Consider the following 25,237-nt stretch of genomic DNA (forward strand, 5'->3'; position numbering starts at 1 on the left):
CAATTTGACTCTCAGCTACTTACTTATTTTTCTTATCTATTTTTTATATCATTAAAATATTCCAAAAAAGATGTTAGTAACTTCTTAAAAATAGTTTATAATTTTTTTAGGCTCTATTATACCCAAATTAGTATACTAATTTAGACTTGATTTAGAAAAAATTATCGCAGGTTGTTATTAAAATGAAATCAATTTTACTACTTAATAGACTAGTATTTCTTAAACCCATTTATATTGTTTCAAGCTTTTTTTTATCGTTGATTTTTATAATAAGCACACATTTTCAACCCGTATTTCTTGAACATATACTTATTTTAAGAATACTTATTTTTGGTTCGATTTTTTTGTTTGCTTTTCTTACCATTTCAAGATACATTTGATTTATTCGCAAATACAAAAAAGAGGCTTTGAATTTGTCAAATGAAGAACTTGAAAAAAAGTTTCCCAAACTTTTAAAAATTGAAAAAAATGCAGCTTGATTTGCAAAAAAAGTTTCAAATTATAATACTTGGTTAAAATTTCAATTACCTGTAATTGCTTCTAAATTTAATGAACAAGATCCTGACTATGAAGAAAAACGAAAATTTATATACAAGATTACTTTAAAATTGCAGATTGTTGAATTATTTTTTGCTCCTATTTTAATGGCATGCCTTGCTTTATCTTACTATTTTATGATGACAGCACTTATTTCAACAAAAGATAATAATTTATCTGTTATTCCTAACTTTACATATTCGCTGATAACTGGTATTATACTTTTTGTTATTACTAGTGTTGCCTCAACGTGATTGAATCAATCACTAATCAAATTAATACAAGTTTTTAGAAATCTTTTGACTGTTTCTGTTGAAGAATCTAAAAAAAGCTTTAAAAGTATTTTTATCAGATTTTATCTTCCTAAAGAAAATTAAGATTGCATAAATTTTTTAGAAAACCAAAGCACAAATAAATTAATACCTTCAAAAAACAACCACCACAAACTCACCAATAATTTTTTACACTATTTTGTAGTCACGATTAATATTGAATTTGTAAATTTTGAAAATGTGTCTGTGGCTTACCAAAAAATAAGTTGATTTATTGATTGGTATAACGATTGAAAACTTGAAAGAAACTCCCGCCAATTTGGCAGGAGTTTTACTATTTTGTTAAAACAAGACTTGTTTTTGTGTGAGAATTTCTTATTAACTAAAAGTACAGTTAATTGGGCGTAAATAATTTACACTAAAATTTAGAGTTTTAGAGAGTGTTCATAATTTTCTGTTTTAAATTTTTATGGATTTTTTCAGATAGAAATCTAATTTAATTTCACATTATTTAGCCAATTAGGCAAAATAATTTCTAATTTTTTTAGGTTATATGATGCCTAAATTAGTATATAATTTAGATTTGATTTAGAGAAATCAACACAGGTGGTTATTAAAATGAAATCAATTTTACTACTTCATAGACTATTATTTTTTAAACCCCTTTATATTGTTTCAAGCGTTTTTTTATTAATTATTATTCTATTAGGTACACCTTTTCAATACTTATTTCCCGAACATTTGCTTATTTTAAGAATATTTATTTTTAGTTCGATTTTTTTGCTTGCTTTTCTTACCTTTTCAAGATACATTTGATTTATTTCCAAATATAAAAAAGAGGCTTTGAATTTATCAAATGAAGAACTTGAAAAAAAGTTTCCTAAACTTTTAAAAATTGAAAAAAATGCAGCTCGATTTGCAAAAAGAGTTTCAGATTATAATACTTGGTTAAAATTTCAATTACCTTTAATTGCTTCTAAATTTAATGAACAAGATCCCAACTATGAAGTAAAACAAAAATTTGTATACAAGATTATTTTAAAATTTCACATTGTTGAATCATTTTTAGTCCCTTTTTTAATTGCATGCTTTACTTTATTTTACTATTTTATGTTTACAACATTGCTTTCAACAAAAGATAATAATTTATCTGTTATTCCTAATTTTACATATTCGGTGGTAAGTAGTTTGATATTTGTTGTTATTGCTAGTCCTGCCTCAGCGTGATTGAATCAATCAACAATCAAATTAATACAAGTTATTAGAAATCTTTCGACTGTTTCTGTTGAAGAATCTAAAAAAAGTTTTAAAAGTATTTTTATCAGATTTTATCTTCCTAAAGAAAATTAAGATTGCATAAATTTTTTAGAAAATCAAATCACAAATAAATTAATACTTTCAAAAAACAACCCCACAAACTAACCAATGATTTTTTATACTTTTTTGTAGCCACGATTAATATCGAAGGTCAAAATTTTGAAAATGTGACCGTTGCAAATCAAAAAATAAGTTGATTTATTAACTAGTATAACAATTCAAAACTTGAAGAAGACTCCCGCCACTTTGGCTGGATCCCGAATTAAAAATATTTGTGTGTTGCATTTATATTTTTAATTTGGGTTTTTTAAATATATCTATGTCAATAGAAACTGAAATTTAATTAAGGAATAACAAATAATAAAAATGATTTTATTAATAAAATCATGTTTTGTCGAAAATTAAAATAATTGAAATTCTCCTTGGTTTGGCAACCCTTTAATTAGATAAATGCTAACAAAACAACTATTTTATATAATGTGTTAAGTAAAAACTCTCGATCATTGCTAGAATAAATTAAAATTTCATTTTTATTTAAATTTTCATTAATTTTGTACTTTAATGATAGAATTTTTAAAATCTTTATAAAGGGGAATAACTTATTAATCTCTATGATTTCATTGTCTCAGTTTGGTGAAATTTTTGAACTAAAAACTATATTTTTTGTGTTTATCATTTTAAAATTATTAAAGAAGAAGTTTACATTTTTCAAGTAGATTTCATTTGAAAATAGCGTGCGTTCGGACTCATTTAGTGTGTTAATTTTGGTAATAATATTATACTTATTTTTCAAGATATAATCATTAATAACCATTAAATTACTAAATAAATTCCTAGAATATTTATTCAAACAGAAAAGTGATTGAATTTTTTTTGACAAAAGTTTATTTCTTTGGAGAGAATTTATTAGTTCAAATTTATATTCATTTTTAGAGAATCATATCAATTCAGTATTATTTTTTAGAAAAAAATCAAAAATAAATCTATTAACAATAATATTTAGCAAATTTTTTTTAATAAATAATCTAGTTTTATGAAATAGCAGCTTATTTTTCAAAATAATTTTGAGATCTTCTAAAGTTACAAGGATTTTTTGGAAATTTAGATTGTCTGACCCTAAAAAATTATTGGATAGAACCTCTGAAATCTGAAATATTTTAACCAAAATAGCATATTCTGGTTTTACAAAATAAAGATTTTTTTAATTTTTTTGTAAATATTAGGTTTTAAAAATTTTGACAAAATTATTTCAACATTTAAATCTAAATTCTTAAATTCAAGCTTTTGAAAGAAAGGCGTGCTTAATTTTACATCTAAATTTTTGTTTTTATTGAGTTCAATCTTTAGTATTTGGTTTAAAAATCTTAAACTTTTAGTCTTTTTAGAAAAAATTATTAAATCTAAATCGTTAGGTTTCCTTTGCAATATTCCATAATAATTAAGGACAAAACTGCCTTGCACAACCTTTATTAAATTATCGTCTTTATTTTGTACTATATCAACATTATCTAAATTAATTATCATTTTGGCCTCCAAAAATCAAGTAAATATTCAGTTGTTTATTTGAATCTGCCTTAAAAAATATAAAATTAAAAAAATTAAAATTATTATTGTATAATTTCTAACATAATTATAACTACGGAGGCAATAAAAATGAAAAATTTAGAACTAATCAATCTTTTAAGTTTAGGAAATGTTGTTGTTGCGCAACCCTACCAAAACGATGACATTCAACTTAAAAAATTTATTTCTAAAGTTGAATCTAATATTTTAACTACGACCCAAGACGAAGAGGCAAAAAACTCGCTAATAAAAGAGTTTGGTAGCTCACTAGATTATTTAGATTCCTTTAGTTTTAAAAAATTTAATTATATTTTTAGAGCTAGAATTTTTGATAACCAGGATCAAAAAAATCATACTTTTCAAGAACTTCGAAGAAATAGTGAAATTTATAAAAAATTTCAAGAATTAAAAAGTAAAAACCCTCGTAGAAGAGGAAAAAGAAGTTTATTTTCTGATTATCAGCGATTAACTATAAAAAACTGGATTGATCGAATTCAAGAATTTATAGCAGATAATAAACTTAAAGCAGGCGAAAATGTTACACTTGCCACCGCAGTTGGCGGGACAACAGTTGGAGCAGGAGTCGCATTTATAGTCGGCGCATCTGCAGTGCCTGTAGTTGGGTGGATGCTCGCTTTACTTGCTGGTGCTGGATTAGTTTTGGGTGCTGGCGCGACTGGCACTGGCATGCTACTCAAAAATTCATCGAATTATTGAGCAAATTCTAATGAAATTAATCGCAAACTAGATCATTTAAAAGATCTTTTTAGCATTGCATCAACATCAAATGACAAAGGTTTAGAAGAGAGTTTACTCAATAGAATTAAAAGTGTCATTAGCGATATTAATCAATTATCAGGTAACATAATTGACTTTAATAGATTTGATTTAGAAAAAATCATCGCAAGTGGTTATTAAAATGAAATCAATTTTAGTATTTTATAAACTATTATTTTTTAAACCCCTTTATGTTGTTTCAAACGCTTTTTTATTCCTTATTTTTGTATCAAGCACACTTTTTCAATTATTTTTTCCCGAACATATAGTTATTTTAAGAATATTTATTTTTGGTTCGATTTTTTTACTTGTTTTTTTTAACTTTTCAAGATACATTTGATTTATTTCCAAATACAAAAAAGAGGCTTTGAATTTATCAAATGAAAAACTTAAAGAAAAGTATCCTCAACTTTTAAGAATTGAAAAAAATGTACCTCAAGTTAAAAGAAGAAGTATTTTCACTTATGGTATTTGGTTAAGAAGTCAAATGCCTTTAACTGCTTCAAAATTTAATGAACAAGATCTCGACTATGAAGAAAAACAAAAATTTTTATACAAGATTTATTTAAGATATTATATTGTTGAATCATTTTTAGTCGCTATTTTAATTGCATCCCTTACTTTATTTTACTATTTTATGTTTACAACGATATATTCAGTTGCTGCAACAAGAGATAATAATTTATCTGTTATTCCTGATATTGCATATTCAGTGATAACTGGTTTTATATTTTTTGTTATTGCTCTTACTGCCGCAGCATGAATAAATCAATCGCAATTCCAATTATTGCAAATTTCTAATAATCTTTTGACTGTTTCTGTTGAAGAATCTAAAAAAACCTATAAAAGTACTTTTTTCAAATTATATATTCCTAAAGAAATTTAAGATTGGATAAATTTTTTAGGAAATCAAAGCACAAATAAATTAATACTTTCAAAAATAACCACCACAAACTAACCAATAATTTTTTTCTGTTTTGTAACGACAATTAATTTTGAATTTCAAAATTTCAAGAATGTGACCATTGTTTATCAAAAAATAAGTTGATTTATTGACTAGTATAACATTTAAAAAACTTGAAAGAAAATCCCGTCAAAATGGCGGGATTTTTGTTATTCTATTAAAACAACTCTTATTTTTGTGTGTGAATTTCTTATTAGAATAAAAGCACAAGTTAATTATGTATAAATAATTTACACTAAAAATTTAGAATTTTATTACCTTATGAAAAAAAATATTAAATTACATAAATAATATTAATCAACTCCAAAAACAACAAAAATTTTTAACTATCAATCAGATTGTTTTTTGGCAAAAGCACTAGTCAACCAAAAAACCAATTAATTTTAGTAAAACTTAAGTTCTAAGCTTGATTTATTCAGTTAAGGATTTTTTCTTTAGTTAAATTTTGACTATTTAAAATTTCTTCCACTTTCTCAATTTCAATAAATGCAAGCCCTATTTTTTCTATATAATTAATCTGATCAGCATTTTTTACGGCTAACCCAATAATAAATCTAATTGGTTGATCATCTCAGTATAGCGTATTTTTTAGGTGAATAATTTCGATACAATTTTTTAAAATTAAATCATTACTTTCATAATTTCCATGCACTAGGGCAAGATAGTTTCCAAGAGCAACTGATGATTCTAAATCACGTTTTTCCATTGATTGTAAATATTCATATTTACAGCAATTTTTTGCTTGGAAAATTTCAATTAATTTTGTAAATGCTTCCTTTTTTGACTCAATAGTTTGATTTAATTGGATATTTTCTATTTTTAAATCCATTTATTTCCCCCTTTTATATTATCATAAAATTTAAGGACTGTTTTGATTTCAAAATCTTCTAAATTTGTTTGCATTTTTAAAAATTTTTCGGAATTTTTTGCAAGGTTTTCCTGCATTTTCATTGCTTGGATATCCTGTTTTGAGTCATAATTTAGAATATTTGCAAAAGTTCTATAAATTATCTCTAATTCTTTTGGTTCAAATTTTGCATTCTTTGCATATTTCAATAACAAATTAAATCTTTCATTTTTTCCTATTTTAGTGATCGGGTTCCGAGCAACGCGTATAATTGAGTCTTGTAGAATTGGATTTTCAAATCTTTTAATTGTTTTTTCAAAATATTTCTCAAGTTCGCTCTGATTAATTAAGGTATTTTGGAATGAAAGCACTTTAATTAAAACAATTTTTAGTTGACTAATGTATTTTTGAATTACTGGTGAATTTAAAGCTTCATGAATATAATTATATTTTAAAATATATGCCAAATATGCAATTCCCGAGTGCAAAGTGTTGACAAAAAATAATTTTCGTAAAATAAAATAGTCTAAATTTTCTAGATATTTTACTCCCTTTAGTTTAATTTTTTGGTTATCCTCTTTAATAATAATTTCTGAGTAGGTTTCGGTATAAACATTTAAATCTGTCGAACTCGGGGCGATTTGATCAATTGTTGTGTCAACAAATTGCCAAAATTTACAGTTTTCAAGACTTTTTTTAAAGTTACTGCTAACTCGAAATCCGTTTTCAAAACAGATAATTTGTTTACTTTTTTGCTCAATTTTTGCTAATTTTGCAAAAATTGACCTCAAATGAATTAAATTTTCGGATCCAACAGAAGTCGAAATCAGATCGGCGTTTTTTAAATGCATTAATAATTTTTCTTCATCATTTAGATTAATAGCAAAATAATTTCTCACTTTATATTTTTGGCCATTTTCAAAGTTAATAACATAATAAAATCCTTTTTGATTTAGCTCATTAATTAATTTATCATTAACATCAACAAAAATAATTTCAAATTGATTTTCTTGATATAATTTTGCAATTAATCCGCGACCGATATTTCCGGCTCCAAAATGAACAACTTTCATTAGAAATTTTCCTTATTTTCTTGGTTATTTTTAAGTTGTGCAGCTATATTTTCATAGGATTTTCTATCTAAAAATTGACTTAGGGAAATAATTTTAGCTTTGGAATTTTTAACTTTAACACGATCTTCTAAACTTTGGATTGTGATAATAAGCTCTTCTTCACCAGTTAAATCGGCAATCGCTAAATTAGAAACTTCAATGTCAACAACATTATTATCTTTTAAAACTTTCCTTAAAATTGAAGCAGCCATTACAGAAGAACCCATGCCGGCATCGCAAGCAAAAACAATCTTTTTAGGATTTAATTGTTGAGCGCTCTTTGTTTTTAATTTTTCAGTTTCAATCAATTTTTTTGTATGATTAATGTCTAAATTTTCAGTTTTTTGCTTGTTTTTATTTAGTAGTTTTGTTAAAAAATTGATAGCTCAGGCACTTATCAAAGTCACTATAGCAGATCCGAAAATCGCAATTGTAATACCAACTAATGAATTTGTCGATTTTTCAACTTGGATATACTGAGCAATAACCGAACCTGGTGAGACAGGAGCAACTGCGCCAACATTAAAAATTTGCAAGATTGAATTTCCAAAAATACCTCCAGCAATTAGTGATAAAATTAAAACTGGTCTTAAAATAGCAAAAGGAAAATAAACCTCGTGAATCCCGCCCAAAAAATGGATTGGAATTGAGGAAGCCGTTTGTCCTTTAATTTGTTTTTCTTTTGAAAAAATTAGATAGAATAATAAAAGCCCTAATCCTGGTCCAGGATTTGATTCTAATAAAAATAAAATTGACTTGCCAGTTTCAGTTACTTGAATTGTTCCTAAAGTTGTAAAAACACCGTGATTTATTGCATTATTTAGAAAAAGTATTTTTGCAGGTTCAACAATTAAGGCAATTAAAGGATATAACTTTCACTCTCCCATTTTTTGGGTCAAAAACCCGAGTGATTTAATAAAGTAACCAATAAAATAAATTGACAAATAATAAACGGGGAATAAAAGCACAAATCCGAGAATTCCAAGATAGAAATTATTTGCTAACATTTGATAGCCACTTGGAATTTTATTAATTCAAAATTTTTCTGTGTGTTTCAAAATAAGTGCTGAAATCGGACCAAATAGCATAACTGCAACTAACATTGGTGCTGTTCCGCCAGTGATATTTATAAAAATTTCTGACTGACCAGCAGCTACCGCACCAATTGCTACAACTCCAGCAATTGCACCACCGCGAATTTTGTAAATTTTATAACCACCAAGAAAGCAAATTAAAATTGGAATTATATAAGTAATTCCAACACCTACCATGGCTGCAAGATCTTTATTCGGTGTTCAACCTGTGGGAATAAAAAAAGATGTAAGTAGACCTCAGGCAATAAAAATACCGATAATTGGCATTATCATTTGTCCTAAAAGTCCGCCAAACGACTGAATTTTAGTTTTAATAGTTTTGATTAAATTTGCCATAAAACCTCCTTAATATCGATACAATTTTGTGGAGTATATGTGAATTTGATTAATAATTTGATCGACCACCAAGGCAGAATCATATTTTCATTGATGAAGAAATTCTAGATTTTTGAGCAGTTAAATTTTGTAAAATTAAAGTTAAAGAATTCAAGGATTTTTACCACCCTTTGGTCGTGATCATCCTTATTAGTAGCCCAAAAAAATGCTCGTGTGATAACAAAATTGTTTATAAAATAGAATTATTAGTTTAAATCGTGCTCACATTAACAAGAATTTCATCAATTTTTTACAGTTTAAGTCGCGATTTTATTGTAAAAATAGTGATTTTACTGAAAATATCAAGCATATAATGCTTTGGAAAAGGTTAAAATCTATCAATATTTTCAAATTATTAAATTGATTTATACAATAATCTTTGTTTAGTTTTTTAATGTTAATGGTATTTTGAAAATTAAATTTCATTAGCCATTGTGTTTATCTGAAATGCAAATTGTTAATTTGCTAAAAATTAGTTGGTATTTTCTATACCAATTCTAATTTTAAAATTAGCATGTTAATTTTTCATTGCTTTAAAATTAAGTTTACAAATTAAAACAAAAATTACTATTTTTTGCTAAATTTGATAGTAGTGTAAAAATCTGTAACATTTAGCTCTACACTAAAAATCTGTATTAATGGTATGAAAAATTCTAAAAAAGCAATCAAAAATCCTATACTAGCAAAATTTGTGATCAAAATTCCTTTTTTAAAAAGTCTTTGATCACAAGCTTTATCAAGTTATCGCTATATGCGTTAATACTATTTTATGTTACTATAATAAATTGTTATATTGTATAATTTTATAAAATGGATAGTAATTTGATGAATGATTTACTGTGGTTTTCTAAGCAAAATCATAATTTTATTGATAAGGAAATTGCTAAATTTTTGATTTCAAATATCGCCAAAATTATGACTTTAAAATTAAGTATAATTGCTAAAAATGCTAATTGTTCAACAGCTTCGGTAATAAAATTTTGCAAAAAACTCGGTTTTAAAGGGCTAAAGGATTTATTGCCAGCGCTTGACCGTAATTATTCTTATATGCAAATTCAAAAAAGCCGTTTTTCGAACAACAAAATTGCCGGCAAAAATACAACAGTTAGCCTATATCATTCTCTTATTAGTAAAAATCTCGATAATCTTTACAAGATAAATCATGATTCTATTATAAAATTTGTTGCCTTGTTAAAGAAGGTGCGGCATATTATATTTTTTGGTAAGGGATCAAATTTAGAAATAATTCAGATTTTTGCTAATTATTTATCGAAATTACAATATTATGTCGATTATCATTATGACTTTGAAGTTCAGCAGAAATGAGTGGAAAAATCTGTGGATTTTAGTGTTTGTGTTTTCTTTAGTTTTTCTGGTATGCATTTAGAGATAGATCGATTAGTTCAAACAATGAAATCTAAAAATTGTAATATTATTTCCTTTACTTCGAATTATGAAAGTAATTTATTCAAGCAATCCTCAATTAGTTTCTTAACATTCAAAAATGAGGACGTTCTTGAAAAGCACACTTCAGCACGAATTGCTTTTATTTATTTGATAATGCAAATTATTAATTTGCTTAAAAATTAGTCGTCTATTAAAACAAAGTGGCATGTAAAACCTTTAGAATCGGGTCAGATGACCTATCAATAGGCAAAATATTCAAGCACGATCAAAATAAAAAAAATAAGAAAAGGACAATTTGCAGCAAAAGTGGCATTAACCAGTACAAATTTGATTACGACCCAAATTGGAGATTATGTCTTAAAATGAATTTTTGATTAACAGTTGAAAAATTTATAAACCTTCAAATACCGAAAAAATTTTTAAAAATTCCTATTTTAGGTAATACTTTGTATTTTAAACTATTTTCATTTTTAGTTTTTAAATTTAACCCTGATAAAAAAACAATAAAACATTACTTTTTATTTGTAGTACTTTCTTTGATAAGTTATCCAGCCCCTCTTTTCTTAGTTATAATAACATTGTTAATTACCGGTAATGCTGATTTTCTAAGGAATTTAGATTTAAAATTTTTTAATAATTATTTTATTCGGCATTTGATCGAAATAATTGGCTACTCACTTTTAATTGTGGCTTATTCCTATTTTTCAGGTTTTCTTCAAAAAATTTTTCATTTATACTTGGTAAAACAAGTTAAAAAAAATCTTGGCAAATTGGACACAAATAATAAATTCTCATTTTTAAACAATTTTAATTATACTAAACATTATAAATTTCTATGTCAACGAAAATTTTATATGGGTGTTGAAAAAAAACATTGGTATAATCCAGAAAAAATAATTGAAAATATTTTTATTATTATCCAAAGTTGATGGTGAAAAGTTAACTGAAATTTGCCAAAATATTTTGCACATATAATTTTGGAAGTTTTTTTGTTCAACGCTACTGAATTTACAAATTCAAATATTTCTAAAAAAAACTGGAGAATCTTTTTATACGTTTATTTTACTTTTGTTTTTATACAACTTATATTAACTTGATATCCGTTTTGAATAGTATATTATTTTATAATGGAAAACGTATCTGAAATAAATGGCAATTTAAATGATACTAATGACGAAGCAAAACAATTATTACTTTCTGGTTTATTTAGTATAATTTTTGGTTTTCTCATGCTACCCACGGCGATTTATCATCCTAAATTATGAATAACTTTTTGACTATTTGAGAAATAAATTTTTATTTTTTGATAGTATTATTAAAGGCAAAATGGTTGATTCTTAGGCTAGTTTAACTAGTTTATTAATTTAATTTAAGGAAATTTGTTTTGTAAAAATGTATTTCTGATTGACTGTTGAAAAATTTATTAATTTGAAAATTCCTAGAGAATTTTCAAAAGTACCTATTTTAGGTAATATTTTGTATTTTAGGTTGTTCTTTTTTCTTGTATTTAAATTTAATCCTGATAAAAAAACAATCAAACACTTTGTTTTGCTATTCACACTGTTTTTAATAAGTTATCCAGCACCACTTTTTTTAGTTATTTTAGTACTAATTTTTACGCTTAAATTTGATTTTTTAATTCATTTTAATACAAAAGTTTTTGATAATTACTTTTTTCGACATTTTATCGAAGCAATTTTTTACTCGCTTTTGTTGTTGCCTTATTCGTATTTGTGTAGTTTTTTCCAAAAAATTTTTAATTTTTACCTAATAAAGAAATGTAAAAAAAATTTAGGTAAATTAGATATAAATAAACAATTTGATTTCTTAGCTAATTTTGATTTTGAAAAAAATTATAATCTTATAAAGAAAAAAAGTGTTTATATTTGAGTCAACGTAAGAAAAAAAGATAGATATAACCCTGATAAAATCATTGAAAATATTTTCGTTTTGATTGATGGTTTGTGATTAACTACTAGAGTATATTTGCCTTCCTATTATTTTAATATATTTTTACACGTCTTCTCATTTAATACAAAAAGCGCTGAATTAAATCCTATTATTAAAAAACGGCAAGTTCGTTTTCTAATTATTTATCTATTTTCAGTTTTTATAAATTTTATTATTTTTTGATACTCTTTTTGAGTATTAACTTATTCTTTTAGTGTTACGATTTCACCATTTGATGATTATCGCTTAATCATCAAGCATATTGGTCTAGTTTTGGCTGCTATTTTTTTAGTGCCGCTTATTCTAGAATGACTAATTAAATTTTTTGTATTTAAAATTTAATTTTTATAAGGTTTTAAGAGGTTTTAAACACTCAAAAATTTTATAGATTACAATTTTATTGGGTTATTTACTTGTTTTGGTATAATTTTAAATTAACTTCGTAATTTAAAATAAAATAAGAAATAAAAAATTTATTATGCATGAGAATGTTAGTCAAAAATTAAATGGGCAAGTTTTTACACCAGATTTATTGGTTGACCTTATTTTAGATCAAGCTGGTTACAAAGAAAACATACTTAAAAAACATATTATCGATAACAGTTGCGGTAATGGTCAATTTTTAGTTAAAATTATTGAACGCTATTGCAAAGCCTTTTTTAGAGAAAATTCTAATTTAAAATCTCTTAAACATCAATTAGAAACTTATATTCATGGAATTGATATTGATGAAAAACATGTAAAAAATGCTATTTTCCGAGCAAATTTAGTTGTTCAAAATTATAAAATTGAAGGAGTAAACTGAGATTTTAAAGCTAAAAATACCCTTGAAATCGAACATTTTAACGGAAAAATGGATTTTGTTGTCGGAAATCCACCTTATATTCGCATTCATAATTTAGATAATAATAAATTGTTGAAAAATTTTAATTTTTCAACGATTGGTATGACAGATATTTACCTTGCTTTTTATGAAATTGGTATTAAAATGTTAAGTGAAAATGGAATTTTATCTTATGTTAGTCCATCTTCATTTTTTACATCCAAAGCAGGCTCAATTTTTCGGGAATTTTTATACAAAAATAAAATCATAAAATCAGTTGTCGATCATAAACATCACCAATTTTTTAAGGCAACAACTTATACAACAATTTTCACAATTGACAAATCGGCTAGAAATCAAGTGGTCGATTATTTTAATTTTGACAGTAAAACAAATTCAATTTTTCTTGTTTCTAAATTAGAATATGAACAATTTTATTTAGATAACAATTTTTATTTTTCAACCCCAGAAAAGCTAACTTTTCTAAAAGAAATTATTTACAACAAGAAAAAAAGTGATATTAGTGTCAAAAATGGTTTGGCAACTTTAGCTGATTCAGTTTTTATTGGCGATTTTAACTTTAATTCTAAATATATTTTGCCCGTTTTAAAAGCATCAAATGGCAAATGAGCAAAAATTATTTTTCCGTATAATACCAAAAATTTCCAAATTATTTCAGATTCTGAATTAAAACAGCAACTTGAAATTTTTGAACACCTTAATTTTTTCAAAGAAAAACTTCAAAAACGTAGTTTTGACCATTTAAATAAGAATTTTTGATATAGTTTTGGTCGAAGACAAGCTATTTCAGACACTGATAAAGAAAGGTTGGTTCTAAATTCATTAGTCAAGGAAAACAAACCTTTAAAAATAAGTTTAATTCAAAAAAATACCTGTATTTATAGTGGTTTTTACATTATAAGTGAGAAAATTGACTATAAATCAATTGCTGAAAAATTACAAAGTAAAGTTTTTCTTGACTTTGTAGAATTATTAGGAAAGTACAAAAATGGTGGTTATTATACTTTTTCAACAAAAGATGTTAAAAAATATTTAGACTTTATGTTAGGGACGTAAATGAAAAAATTAAATAATGACTTTTTAGAAATAATTAAAGAAAGTTTTATATCTTATCTTCATAAAGGGTCGTCAAGATCGAATGAAAAAATAAAGATAATTCATAGTTTTGTTGCTAATTCAATGTTGCAAAACTTAGACCAAGATTTTAAAATATATTCATTAGGTTTTGATAACGGAAATCAATTTCAAAAAGAAGCTAAAATGATCGGCCGGTATTATGATAAAAAAGTAGATATTGGAATTGAATATAAAAACGAAATAATTGCTGGTATAGGTCTTAAGTTTGTTGTGCAAAATTATTTACAAAATTCAATAAATTATTTTGAAAATATGCTTGGAGAAACCGCCAATATTCGTAGTCAAAATGATAAATTATATTTTCAGATCTTAATTATTTTTGAACAGATTCCTTATTTTTCTAAAAATAGAATCAACAAAAAATGGGAAAAATTAAATTATAAGAACTTTCTTAAATATGCAAAACTTTCAACTGAAAATCAATCAGATTTTAGACATATACCTAATAAAGTTTTAATTGTAATTATCAATTTTGCTTGCTTAAATTTAGAAAATAAATCTAAACACAATAATATAAATGAAATTGAAAATTTTGAGGATTATAAAACGGTCGCTAATTTTCACCTTGATAATTGTTTCAATGCTCTTGAATTTTCAAATATACTAAAACCAATAGAAACTCAAATCCAAAATTCCGTAATAATAAATGATTATGATGATTTTATTAATAGAATCAGTTATTTAATTAAAGGGCATGTGAAAAATTAAATTTTTAAATATCTTAAAATTAATAATTTTTCTATTAAATGAAGGTAAAAACACAACTATTTTATATAAAGTATTAAGTAGAAATTCTTGAAAATTAGTAGAAAAATTCAGACAACTAGTTTTTATACTAGCCTAATTTTCGATTTTATCTTTATCCTGTTCTTTATCTTTTCCTTGTTGCTGTTCTAGTTCTTGCTCTTGTTCTAGTTCTTGTTTTCGTCGTTTAAGCTCCTCAAAAATAATTGCAGGGTCAATTCCGGATCTTCTAAGAACAGTCTCCATTATGTCTTGATAAACTCCACGATCATTTTCAGAAAGATCGTTAATTGTATATTTTCTTTTTGGTTTGCGTGGAGATTTGTTTTTCCCACTAGTACTTATTGGACTTTTCATACCATTATTATAAAACTTTTTTTTAAAATTAGTAGAAAAAAATTCAAACAACTAGTTTATATACTAACTTATTTATGTTTTTCCCAAGTTTCCCAGTTTCATAAGGTAATTTTAAAAAAGCATCTGGTTTTAGGCAGTTTTTTAAGTTTTTTGGTAAAAGTTACTTACAATTTTTTTTAGTGATTTATTAAGATATCAAAGTAAAAATCATACCTATTTCAAATATTCGGGTCACTAGGAACGCCATCTCGATTTTTAAATGTTATTTGCTGATCTAAAGTGTTAAATTCAACCCTTTGCCTTAATTTTTACAACATCGTTACTAAACCAACCTCAGTTAATTGATTGTTTTCAAATAACTTGTTTCAAATTTCACGTTTGAAATTTCCTTAAAATATTTAGGTTTTTTGCCAAACAATTTGTTTATTTCAATAAAACCATCTTTATTTTGTTTTTTCATAATCTATAATTATACCATAAAATTACTTAAAATGCTAGTAAATGATAGTAATAAAAATTAAGATTTTAAAATCAAAAAACACTGATTTACGGGTGTTTTTTCATATTTATATTCACTAAAAAGTGAATTTTTGCCTTAAAACTGGGAAACTCGGGACTAGTTTATATACTAACTTATTTATGTTTTTTACTTTTTTGTTTTTTGCAAAAAGTTAATTTTACAATAATAAAAATTAAGATTTTAGGTCAAAAAATATGGATTTACCAGCATTTTTGCATATTTATATTCACTAAAAAGTTAATTTTGCCGTCAAACTGTCAAACTTGGAACAATTATTTATTGACAACACTTTGACCTTAATAGAAACTAAAATCTAATATTTATATTAGTTTAAACAAAAAAACATCCATTTTGAGGATGTTTTTGAATTTTGACTTTATTAATTAAGTAATTATCTTTTTACGTTTTGCAATTTTTCTTAAAATTAGGAAAATAACTATTGTAAAAATTGCTCAAAGCATGTGACGACGAAAGCGGATTGATTCAATATTAATATTTTTACGGTAAACATGCCCAAAAATTGCTTCAATATTTGATAAACGCCGACGAAGCGTTAAGTCATAAACAAGCATTAAAATAAAAAATCCGCCAGTTGAGACCATGCTTATAATAAATTCGGTTGAAAATTGAATATTTTTTTCTGGATAATATTTTAAAGTAATTCAATAAACTAAACCTAAAATTGCTGTTCCAAGCAAACTAAAAGCAGCCAATCAAATTGCATTTACCTCTTTTTGATTCAATTTTTTAACTAATCAAGGAATCATTGGCGGCATTTCAAGTCTGTGAGAATTATTTCGAAGCTGTGAGCGGAAATATTCAACTGATTTTTTAATTGCTCGGTAGTCTAGCATGGTTTTTACAAATAAAAATATTATAATTGCACCGATAATTCCCGGAATTATCAAAAGTGGTAAATATTTTTGCTCATAATTTCAACTTGGAATATACTCATAAACTCAAAGCAATGAAACAGTTAGTATTGCTAAAAAAGCTAGCAATCAAAAAAGTGCCTTTAGTGGTAAAAAAATTAATTCAAGCCCAAAAATTTTTCTCACTTCTTTTGAAATAAAAGCATTTGCCTCTTGTTGAAGAGTTTTTTGTTCCATTGCCTGATAATAATTTTCTTCGATTAAATGGTTTGAATAATTTTGCGGACTTCTATATTCTGGTCGGTAATGATTTTTTTGGGCAAAATATTCATCTGAATCATCAAAATCTTCTTGAACATTAGGACGATTTTGCACGTTTTTATAGTACCTTGACTCACGGTAGGCTGAATTTGTAAAACTAGGTCGTTTATGGTAGTTGCTGTTATTAAAGTTCTGTCTTTTTTTCATAATTTCACAAAAGTAGAAAAAACTAATATATTTTTCCTAAATTTTTCCCCTTTTGTAAAATTATACACTATTTTTCGTTAATGTTAGTTTTTAAAATTGCTAAAAATGCTTCTTGAGGAACATCGACAACTCCGAATGATTTCATTCGTTTTTTTCCGGCCTTTTGCTTTTCTAAAAGTTTTTTTCTTCTTGTAACATCACCACCATATAATTTGGCAGTAACATCTTTACGATAAGCCTTAATTGTTTCACGGGCAATAACTTTTGAACCAATAACTGCCTGAACTGGCACCTCAAATGAATGTCTTGGAATTATTTCCTTTAATTTTTGCGTTAAATCACGCGCTTTTGGATAAGAAAAATCTTTATGAACTATCATTGAAAGGGCATCAATTTTTTGACCATTAAGTAAAATATCTAACTTAACTAATTTTGAAGGTTGCAATCCAATTAGCTCATATTCAAAGGAAGCATATCCTTTTGAAAGTGATTTTAGACGATCAAAAAAGTCAAAAATCACTTCAACTAAAGGTAATTTATAAATTAAACGGCGACGAAAATCATCAATATATTCAAGATCAACGTAAATTCCACGGCGATCTTGACAAAGTCCCATAATTGCCCCTAAAAATTCATCAGGAAGAAAAATTTTCGCTAAAATAAAAGGTTCCCTAATTTCACTAATAAAATTAGGTTCAGGAAACAAACTTGGATTGGAAATTTTTTGAATTTCACCGTTAGTGCGAGTTATTTCAAATTCTACCGAAGGTGCGGTTGCAATAATGCCGACATTAAATTCTCTTTCAAGCCGTTCTTGCAAAATTTCCATATGTAAAAGGCCTAAAAACCCGATGCGAAAACCAAAACCAAGCGCTTTTGATGACTCTGGCTCATAAATTATTGATGAATCTGAAAGCGAAATTTTTTCAAGCGAGTCTTTTAAAAGGTTATATTGTTGTGAATCAATAGGATAAAATCCTGTATACATCACCGGCACCATTTTTTTATAACCAGGAAGCGGCGAGTCGGCCGGATTTTCGACCAAAGTTATTGTATCACCAACATTTACATCTTTTGCATTACGGATTGAGGCGGCAATTCAACCAACTTCGCCAGCAACTAGTTCATTTTTTTTGACCTGATTTGGATTAGAAATTCCTAGTTCAATTACGGAAAATTTTAAATTATTTGCCATAAATTTAAAAGTATTTCCAACACTAATTTTTCCAGTTACAACCCGAACAAAAATTACAACACCACGATAAATATCAAAATAAGAATCAAAAACCAAAGCTTTTAAAGGATCTTTTTCGCTTGAATATTTAGGAGGCGGGATATATTTTACAATTGCCTCGAGGACATTTTCAATCCCAATGCCGTTTTTTGCTGAAATGAGAATTGCATTTTGTGCTGAAATTCCAATTGTTGACTCAATTTCTTGCTTAACTTTTTCAACATTTGCCGAAGGCAAGTCAATTTTATTGATAATTGGAATTATTTCTAAATTATTCTCAAGGGCTAAATAAACATTGGCTAAAGTTTGGGCTTGAATTCCTTGACTTGCATCAACTAAAAGCAGTGCACCTTCGGTTGCAGCAAGTGACCTGGAAACTTCATAAGTAAAATCGACATGTCCTGGGGTGTCAATTAGGTGAAAAATATAAGAATTATAACGTATTTGAACAGCATTTAGTTTGATTGTGATCCCTCGCTCTTTTTCAAGGTCCATCGAATCAAGATGCTGATCTTTTAATTCACGCTTTGAAACTGTGTTTGTAAACTCAAGAATTCGGTCAGCTAGAGTGGATTTTCCGTGGTCAATATGGGCAATTATTGCAAAATTGCGAATTTTTGTATTTTCCATTTAGCTTCGCGAAACGACTTCCTGGATATTATTTCCACTTCCAGCAAAATGAAAAACAATAAAAATAATTATTAAGGCAAGAACAGCAACCAGAGTAAAAAGAAGTAAAAATAGGGCTATTTTTTTACCGTACTTAATTTCTTTTAGTTTTTGTAAAACAACATTACCATATATTACTTGATTTGCAGTTTTATACTTAAAATTACCTTTTTTTCGTTTTTTTTTGAACATTTACAACCTTTTTAGGCAATATAATCTTTTAAAACTTTTGAAGGTTTGAATCTTATTGTTGTTTTAGCTTCGACTGTAATCTGACTTTTGGTGAGCGGATTAAAAGATGAAGAGGCAGGTTTAAAAACTCCTTGGAATGTTCCAAAAGAATTTATAACCAATTTGCCTTGTTTTTTTACAACATCAGCTGTTATTCCAAAAAATTGATTTAAAACAAGCTCAACATTTTTAACAGGCAAATTTGTTTCGGTAGCAATTTGTTCGATTAGTTCTTTTTTGTTCATTTTTTGTGCTCCATTCTTATTAAATCGCTTTAATTTTAACTTATTTTACCACTTTTTTTTATATTTTTATAAATAATTTTTATTGGACAGCCAAAAAAATCAAAATATTTTCGAATTTGGTTATCAATATAGCGCTGGTATGAAAAATGAACCAAATTTTTGTCAGTTACAAAAAAAACAAAACTCGGAATTTTAGCGCTAATTTGGCTAATAAAATTAAAAAATACCTTTTTCCCATTGACATTCGGGTGGGGTTGAATTAGCTGAATTTCCATTAAAAATTGATTTAAGTGGTTTGTTGGTATTTTTTTTGACAAATTTTTTTTAGTTTCAAAAATCTGTTCAGCAAGTTTGTGAATTTTTTCACCGGTTTTTGCTGAAATAAAAACTATTGGGGCTCAATCGAGAAATTTAAATTTTTCACGTATTTTTTTAACAAATTGCTGTTGAGTTAAGGTATTTTTCTCGATCAAGTCTCATTTATTAATAACAATTATAATCGGTTTGTTTCTTTCTCAGGCATATCCAGCAATTCTAAGGTCAAAATGATGAATATCTTGGGTAGCATCGATTAAAATCAAACTCAAATCAGCATCATCCAAAGACCGAAAAGCACGTATAAGCGCGTAAAAATCAACAGATTCTACTAGTTTAGATTTTTTTTTGATTCCGGCAGTGTCAATTATTTCAAAAGTCTGGCCTTCTAATTTTCACAGTCCCGAAATCGAATCACGCGTAGTCCCGGGAATGTCAGAAATTATTGAACGATTTTGACCTAAAATTCGATTTAAAAGGCTAGACTTTCCAGCATTAGGTCTGCCAATGATTGCTAATTTAAAAAAAGATTGCTGGTTTTTAGCAGTTTTTTCAAAATTACCAACTAAAAAATCAAGTAAATCACCAACACCTTGGCCGTGCAGGGCTGAAATTCCAAAAATTTTTTCAAATCCAAGTTCATAAATACTTGGATCAAAATTTTTGGAATTATCAAGTTTATTTGCCACTAAAATTATCTTTTTTTGCGATTTTCGCAATAAATTCAGGACAAAATGATCTTCAGAATCAATTCCGGCTGTTCCATCAAGAACTCAAATTAAAATTTGGGCCTCTTCAATTGCGATTTGAAGCTGAATTCTGATTAGTTCTTGAAAATTTTTGGTTTCAATTTGAATTCCACCTGTGTCAATTAAGATAAAATCCTTGCTATTTCAGCGCGCATTTTCGTAAATTCGGTCTCTTGTAACACCTGGGGTTGGATCGGTAATTGAAATTTTTTTTCCAACTATTCGATTAAAAAGTGTTGATTTTCCGACATTTGCTTTGCCAACAAGGGCGACTAAGTTTTTCATAATTAAAGTAAAAAAGAAATTAATTTTCCAGTTGCGAAATTTTTCTCAGGACTAATTTAGAAATTTGCTCGACAATTTCATCTTGATTAAAATTGGTTGTGTCAATAAAAATTGAATCAATCGTTTTTTTTAGTGGATTTATTTTCCGTGACATATCAAGATAGTCCCGACGCTCGATTGATTTTAGAACTTCAGGAAAATTTGTTTCCAAATTTAAACAAGCATTTTGCTTTAAGCGCCTTTTTGCGCGCGTTTGGGCATCGCCTCAAAGAAAAATTTTTAAATCTGCATCTGGCATAATATTATAAGTTGTATCGCGACCTTCAACGACAATTCCTTTGTTATTTCTTTGAAAATCGTGTAAAAGCTGGGTGATATCAGCGCGAATTTTGCCATACTGAGCAATTATTGCCGCATTTTTTGAAATTAAATCATCACGTAGCAATTCAGTTACATTTTGATTTTCAAGCCAAACATCACCTTTTGCATCAAGTAACAAAACATTAGGATCTCATTTTTTTGTGACTTGACTTTCTTTTTCAGCATTAATTTTGTGATTTTGGCAAAATAAGGCAACCGCACGATAAAGTGCACCTGTATTTATAAATAAATAGTTAAATTTTAGTGCTATTTGCTTGGCAATACTAGATTTTCCAACCCCTGAAGGTCCGTCAATTGCAATATTTATTTTTTTAAAAGACATATAAAATTGATTCCCTAAACAATTTATTTGAAATTATAAATTGTTTTTTAAATTATTGAAACTCTTTTAGCCATTTTGCTTTGACTTTATCTTTTATTTGGCTAAAAACTTGGTTGAGTTCGTTTTTTTGTCGACTGTTAAATTCAGGAACATAAAAAACTAATTTTACCCGTAAATCACCGATTATTCGTTGATTTTGGGGATCAGGCGCACCTGCTCGGGCAATAATTACCGTCTGACCTGATTTATAATGACTATAAAGCTGTAAACTTTTCATTCCAGTTGGACTAGGAACCTCAACTTTATTTTCATTAATAATATCAACTATCGAAACTGGCATCTCTACATGAATGTCATTCCCTGATCTTGAAAAGTATTTGTGCGGGCGGACATTAATTTCAATATTTAGATCCCCAGAAGGTCCACCTTTATGACCAGGGCCACCAAATCCTGCAACCCGAATGAACATTCCGTCTCTAATTCCGGCGGGAATTGAAATTTCGATTTCTTCTTTGGTTTCAATTATTGTTTTTCCACGGCACTTTTTGCAACTTTTTGTAACAGTTTTTCCACTACCTGAACACACCGAGCAAGTTGTTTGGTTTTGCATACGGCCAAATCCGGGAATGTTAATAACTTCGGTTTGAACACCTTGTCCATGACAGTTGGAGCAAGTTTTTATGTCTGAATCAGAATTTGCACCTGTACCTTTACACTGGTCACACTGAGAATATTTAGTGAGCTTTTGGCTGACTTTTGTTCCTAAAATTGACTCAATAAAGCTAATATAAATTCGGGCGGTTAAATTTTCACCTTTTAAAGGGCCGCTATATTTTTGGCTTCGCCTTGAGCCGCCAAAGCCAAAACCCGAAGTAAAACTTGAAAAAATATCAGCAAAATCAAAACCGCCAAATCCAGAAAAACCACCGCCGGCTTGTTGATCAAATGCAGAATGGCCATAACGGTCATACTGACTTCTTTTTGAATCATCAGAAAGAATTTCGTAAGCTTCTTGAATTTCTTTGAATTTTTCTTCGGCCTGTTTTTGTTCTTCAGCAGATTTTTTTGTGTTTTTATCAGGGTGGTAAATATTAACTAAGTTTCGATAGGCTTTTTTAATATCAGATAATGTTGCGTTTTTGTCAATTCCTAAAGTTTTATAGTAATCTTGTTTTGCCATAAAATTGACATTTCCTTTTTTAAATTTAAAAACTTTTTTATTATTTTGGGAAAAATAATAAAAATTTAAGACTTTTTAAAGCAAAAGTCTTAAATATTAATATAAAAAAGACACACCGCCAAAAAGCAAGTGTGTTTTTTATAAATTTTAGGTTTTAATTTTGTTTGATTTCAGCATCAATTGTGTTTGAATCTGAATCAGTTTCACTTGCACTGTTAGCTTGTTGAGCGCTTGCTTGGGCAAAAGCTTGGGCTGCTTGCTCAATTTGGTCTAATTTTGTTTTTAGTTCGTCAATTTTTTCTTCTTTTAAAAGATCTTTGAGTTCTTGAATTTGTTTTTCAAGAAGTTCTTTTTGTTTAGGATCAATTTTTTCACCTTGATCAGTTATTGATTTTTCAAGTTGATTAATAAGACCTTCGGCACGAACTGTTGTTTCAATTTTATCTTTTTTGATTGCATCAGCTTCACGATTTTCTTCGGCTTCTTGAATCATTCTGTTAATTTCTTCTTCAGATAAAGTTGAAGTATTTTTAATTGTAATTGTTTGTTCTTTTCCAGTTTTTTTATCTTTTGCCGAAACAGTTGTAATACCGTTAACGTCAATTGAAAAACTAACTTCAATTTGTGGAAGACCACGAGGAGCAGGCTCGATTCCTGAAAGATTAAAGCGTCCTAACATTTTATTATCAGCAGCAAGTTGTCTTTCACCTTGAACTACAGAAATTGTAACTTCGGTTTGATTGTCTTCAGCTGTTGAGAAAATTTGTGATTTTGTTACCGGAATTGTTGTATTTCTTGGAATTAATGGGGTTGAAACTCCACCTAAGGTTTCAATTCCTAAAGTTAAAGGAGTAACGTCCAATAATAAAACATCACTAATTTCACCAGCAAGAACTCCACCTTGGATTGCAGCTCCAATTGCAACAACTTCATCAGGATTTATTGAACGATTTGGCTTTTTATTTAAAGTGTGTTCAATCATTGTCTGAACAGCTGGCATACGTGTTGATCCACCAACAAGAAGAACCTCGTCAAGCTCACTTGCTTCAATTTTAGCCTGTTTTAAGGCATCAACGATTGGTTTTCTTGTTCGGTCAATTAGGTGAGCTGTCATTTTTTCAAAGTCTGATCTTTTTAGTTCAAGTTCAACGTTAATTGGACCATTTTTTCCTAGACCTAAAAATGGTAAGGAAATTGTTGAAACACTTTGATTTGATAGGTTAATTTTGGTTTTTTCAGCTTCTTCTTTTAGACGAGTAAGTGCCATTTTGTCGCTTTTTGCATCAAAATCGTACTCTTCTTTAATTCTTTTAACCATTCATTCAACAATTTGATTATCTCAGTCATCACCACCTAAATGGTTATCACCACTTGTTGATAAAACTTCAAAAGTTCCGTTAGATAATTCAAGAACTGAAACGTCAAAAGTTCCACCACCTAAGTCATAAACAAGCACTTTCATTTCTTTTTCTGTTTTGTCAAGTCCAAATGCAAGTGCGGCTGCTGTTGGTTCGTTAATTATTCTTTCAACTTCTAATCCTGCGATTTTTCCGGCATTTTTTGTCGCTTCACGTTGAGCATTATCAAAATAAGCAGGAACTGTGATAACAGCTTTTGAAACTTTGTGACCAATCTTTTTTTCAGCATATTCTTTTAAATATGCAAGAATTTTTGCTGAAATTTCTTCAGGTTTGTAGTCTCTTTGGTTAGCACGAACAGTTTTATCGCTACCCATTAATCTTTTAACAGATGCGATTGCTTCAGGGTTAGTTTCTAGTTGACGTTTTGCAGCATCACCAACAATTTCCTCACCATTTTTGAAGGCAACAACAGAAGGAGTTGTTCTTTTTCCGTTAGGATTTTCAAGAACAACAGGTTTTTGATTTTCGATAATTGCAACAACTGAGTTTGTTGTTCCTAAGTCAATACCTAAAATTATTTCTTTTGCCATATTATGTTTTCCTTTCATTTAAAAAAATAAGAATAAAATTTGTCTTTTTTGTTTGACAACAAATAGTATAACATATTTTTTGGCACTCACAAGCAAAAAGTGCTAATTTTTTTTAAAGAAATAAAAAAGGCAATAAATTCAAGGGTTTTTTTGAACTTAAATTAAAAATTTTAAAGTTCTTTTAGTTGACTTTCGATATTTTTCTCAACTTTTTTCATCGCTTTTATTTTATAAATTCCGATAAAAAAAGAAACTAAAAAAACTATTGCAATTACAGCTGACAATAATGCTATTGCAAGTCAAGTTGCCTCGACAAATTCGGTTCGAAATCCTTCATCGCCATTGACTTGAAGTATATAATAAGTCAAAAGGCCGATAAAAACAAGTAAAAAGGTGAAAAAAAGTGCTAAAAAAATTTTGCTAACTTTTTTGATCTGTTTTATTTTAGGTTCTGCCGTTCTTTTATAGGATTCAAAATCCATATTCTTCCTCCAAGTAATCCAATAGTTTAAATAATA

At 27.5% G+C, this 25,237-nt stretch carries 23 protein-coding genes and 1 pseudogene; 9 read left to right on the top strand and 15 right to left on the bottom strand.

Annotation, left to right across the window (positions count from 1 at the left end; genetic code table 4):
- Positions 1-182 precede the first annotated feature (182 nt).
- Positions 183-914, top strand: a complete 732-nt coding sequence (locus PWA39_RS03435) for a UPF0182 family protein (protein WP_069099564.1) — start codon at positions 183-185, stop codon at positions 912-914.
- 513 nt (positions 915-1,427) lie between these two features.
- Positions 1,428-2,159: a hypothetical protein gene (locus PWA39_RS03440; protein WP_069099565.1), complete on the top strand. Its 732-nt coding sequence runs from the start codon at positions 1,428-1,430 to the stop codon at positions 2,157-2,159.
- 1,149 nt (positions 2,160-3,308) lie between these two features.
- Here the strand turns inward: PWA39_RS03440 and PWA39_RS03445 are convergent.
- On the bottom strand, positions 3,309-3,650 hold the full coding sequence (locus PWA39_RS03445) for a hypothetical protein (protein ID WP_069099566.1): 342 nt from the start codon (positions 3,648-3,650) through the stop codon (positions 3,309-3,311).
- 129 nt (positions 3,651-3,779) lie between these two features.
- Between PWA39_RS03445 and PWA39_RS03450 the strand changes: the two genes are divergently transcribed.
- Positions 3,780-4,607 carry a hypothetical protein gene (locus tag PWA39_RS03450; RefSeq protein WP_069099567.1) on the top strand — a complete coding sequence of 276 codons (828 nt, stop codon included), beginning with the start codon at positions 3,780-3,782 and terminating at the stop codon, positions 4,605-4,607.
- A 1-nt stretch (position 4,608) separates the two neighbouring features.
- Complete coding sequence (locus tag PWA39_RS03455) at positions 4,609-5,352, top strand: hypothetical protein (RefSeq protein WP_069099568.1); 744 nt, start codon at positions 4,609-4,611, stop codon at positions 5,350-5,352.
- A gap of 478 nt (positions 5,353-5,830) precedes the next feature.
- Here the strand turns inward: PWA39_RS03455 and PWA39_RS03460 are convergent, their stop codons facing one another.
- The 3 genes from PWA39_RS03460 to PWA39_RS03470 are packed head-to-tail and all read right to left on the bottom strand — an operon-like array spanning position 5,831 to position 8,819.
- Entirely contained in the window at positions 5,831-6,259 is a 429-nt protein-coding gene (locus tag PWA39_RS03460; protein WP_069099569.1) for a PTS mannitol transporter subunit IIA, read from the bottom strand.
- The gene (locus PWA39_RS03465; protein ID WP_069099570.1) at positions 6,250-7,350 is read right to left on the bottom strand and encodes a mannitol-1-phosphate 5-dehydrogenase; all 1,101 of its coding nucleotides are present in this window, start codon (positions 7,348-7,350) and stop codon (positions 6,250-6,252) included. The genes PWA39_RS03460 and PWA39_RS03465 overlap by 10 nt, the downstream gene beginning before the upstream one ends.
- Complete coding sequence (locus PWA39_RS03470; protein ID WP_069099571.1) at positions 7,350-8,819, bottom strand: PTS transporter subunit EIIC; 1,470 nt, start codon at positions 8,817-8,819, stop codon at positions 7,350-7,352. The genes PWA39_RS03465 and PWA39_RS03470 overlap by 1 nt, the downstream gene beginning before the upstream one ends.
- 864 nt (positions 8,820-9,683) lie before the next feature.
- Between PWA39_RS03470 and PWA39_RS03475 the strand changes: the two genes are divergently transcribed.
- The 5 genes from PWA39_RS03475 to PWA39_RS03495 all read left to right on the top strand — a co-directional run bounded on the left by PWA39_RS03475 (position 9,684) and on the right by PWA39_RS03495 (position 14,904).
- The gene (locus PWA39_RS03475; protein WP_240534042.1) at positions 9,684-10,448 is read left to right on the top strand and encodes a MurR/RpiR family transcriptional regulator; all 765 of its coding nucleotides are present in this window, start codon (positions 9,684-9,686) and stop codon (positions 10,446-10,448) included.
- 179 nt (positions 10,449-10,627) lie between these two features.
- Positions 10,628-11,557, top strand: coding sequence for a hypothetical protein (locus tag PWA39_RS03480; protein WP_069099573.1), 930 nt, complete (start codon positions 10,628-10,630; stop codon positions 11,555-11,557).
- Between the two features lie 100 nt (positions 11,558-11,657).
- Positions 11,658-12,557, top strand: a complete 900-nt coding sequence (locus PWA39_RS03485) for a hypothetical protein (RefSeq protein WP_069099574.1) — start codon at positions 11,658-11,660, stop codon at positions 12,555-12,557.
- A gap of 136 nt (positions 12,558-12,693) precedes the next feature.
- The gene (locus tag PWA39_RS03490; RefSeq protein ID WP_069099575.1) at positions 12,694-14,115 is read left to right on the top strand and encodes an Eco57I restriction-modification methylase domain-containing protein; all 1,422 of its coding nucleotides are present in this window, start codon (positions 12,694-12,696) and stop codon (positions 14,113-14,115) included.
- On the top strand, positions 14,116-14,904 hold the full coding sequence (locus PWA39_RS03495; RefSeq protein ID WP_069099576.1) for a hypothetical protein: 789 nt from the start codon (positions 14,116-14,118) through the stop codon (positions 14,902-14,904).
- A 132-nt stretch (positions 14,905-15,036) separates the two neighbouring features.
- On the opposite strand, the gene PWA39_RS03500 is transcribed toward PWA39_RS03495, so the two are convergent.
- The 11 genes and pseudogenes from PWA39_RS03500 to PWA39_RS03550 form a co-directional block, all read right to left on the bottom strand.
- A complete protein-coding gene (locus tag PWA39_RS03500) occupies positions 15,037-15,297 on the bottom strand; it encodes a hypothetical protein (RefSeq protein ID WP_069099578.1) in 261 nt (86 codons plus the stop codon).
- Between the two features lie 176 nt (positions 15,298-15,473).
- Positions 15,474-15,757 (bottom strand): annotated as a pseudogene (locus tag PWA39_RS03505) (IS1634 family transposase); the annotation flags it as partial.
- A 443-nt stretch (positions 15,758-16,200) separates the two neighbouring features.
- Complete coding sequence (locus PWA39_RS03510; protein ID WP_081311127.1) at positions 16,201-17,157, bottom strand: MSC_0882 family membrane protein; 957 nt, start codon at positions 17,155-17,157, stop codon at positions 16,201-16,203.
- A gap of 67 nt (positions 17,158-17,224) precedes the next feature.
- Positions 17,225-19,021 (bottom strand): translation elongation factor 4, encoded by a 1,797-nt coding sequence (gene lepA, locus PWA39_RS03515; protein WP_044284079.1) that lies wholly within the window; start codon positions 19,019-19,021, stop codon positions 17,225-17,227.
- Positions 19,022-19,252: a hypothetical protein gene (locus PWA39_RS03520; RefSeq protein WP_069099100.1), complete on the bottom strand. Its 231-nt coding sequence runs from the start codon at positions 19,250-19,252 to the stop codon at positions 19,022-19,024.
- Between the two features lie 11 nt (positions 19,253-19,263).
- Positions 19,264-19,536 (bottom strand): HU family DNA-binding protein, encoded by a 273-nt coding sequence (locus tag PWA39_RS03525; protein WP_069099101.1) that lies wholly within the window; start codon positions 19,534-19,536, stop codon positions 19,264-19,266.
- Positions 19,537-19,571: 35 nt separating this feature from the next.
- Positions 19,572-20,885 (bottom strand): ribosome biogenesis GTPase Der, encoded by a 1,314-nt coding sequence (gene der / locus PWA39_RS03530; protein ID WP_069099102.1) that lies wholly within the window; start codon positions 20,883-20,885, stop codon positions 19,572-19,574.
- Positions 20,886-20,904: 19 nt separating this feature from the next.
- Positions 20,905-21,588, bottom strand: a complete 684-nt coding sequence (gene cmk / locus PWA39_RS03535) for a (d)CMP kinase (RefSeq protein ID WP_069099103.1) — start codon at positions 21,586-21,588, stop codon at positions 20,905-20,907.
- A gap of 52 nt (positions 21,589-21,640) precedes the next feature.
- Positions 21,641-22,768, bottom strand: coding sequence for a DnaJ C-terminal domain-containing protein (locus PWA39_RS03540; protein ID WP_069099104.1), 1,128 nt, complete (start codon positions 22,766-22,768; stop codon positions 21,641-21,643).
- A gap of 154 nt (positions 22,769-22,922) precedes the next feature.
- Positions 22,923-24,719: a molecular chaperone DnaK gene (dnaK, locus tag PWA39_RS03545; RefSeq protein ID WP_069099105.1), complete on the bottom strand. Its 1,797-nt coding sequence runs from the start codon at positions 24,717-24,719 to the stop codon at positions 22,923-22,925.
- Positions 24,720-24,889: 170 nt separating this feature from the next.
- Positions 24,890-25,201, bottom strand: coding sequence for a hypothetical protein (locus tag PWA39_RS03550; protein ID WP_044284085.1), 312 nt, complete (start codon positions 25,199-25,201; stop codon positions 24,890-24,892).
- Between the last annotated feature and the right edge of the window lie 36 nt (positions 25,202-25,237).

This window comes from Mesomycoplasma ovipneumoniae ATCC 29419, from assembly GCF_028885435.1.
Classification (GTDB): Bacteria; Bacillota_I; Bacilli_A; order Mycoplasmatales; family Metamycoplasmataceae; genus Mesomycoplasma; species Mesomycoplasma ovipneumoniae.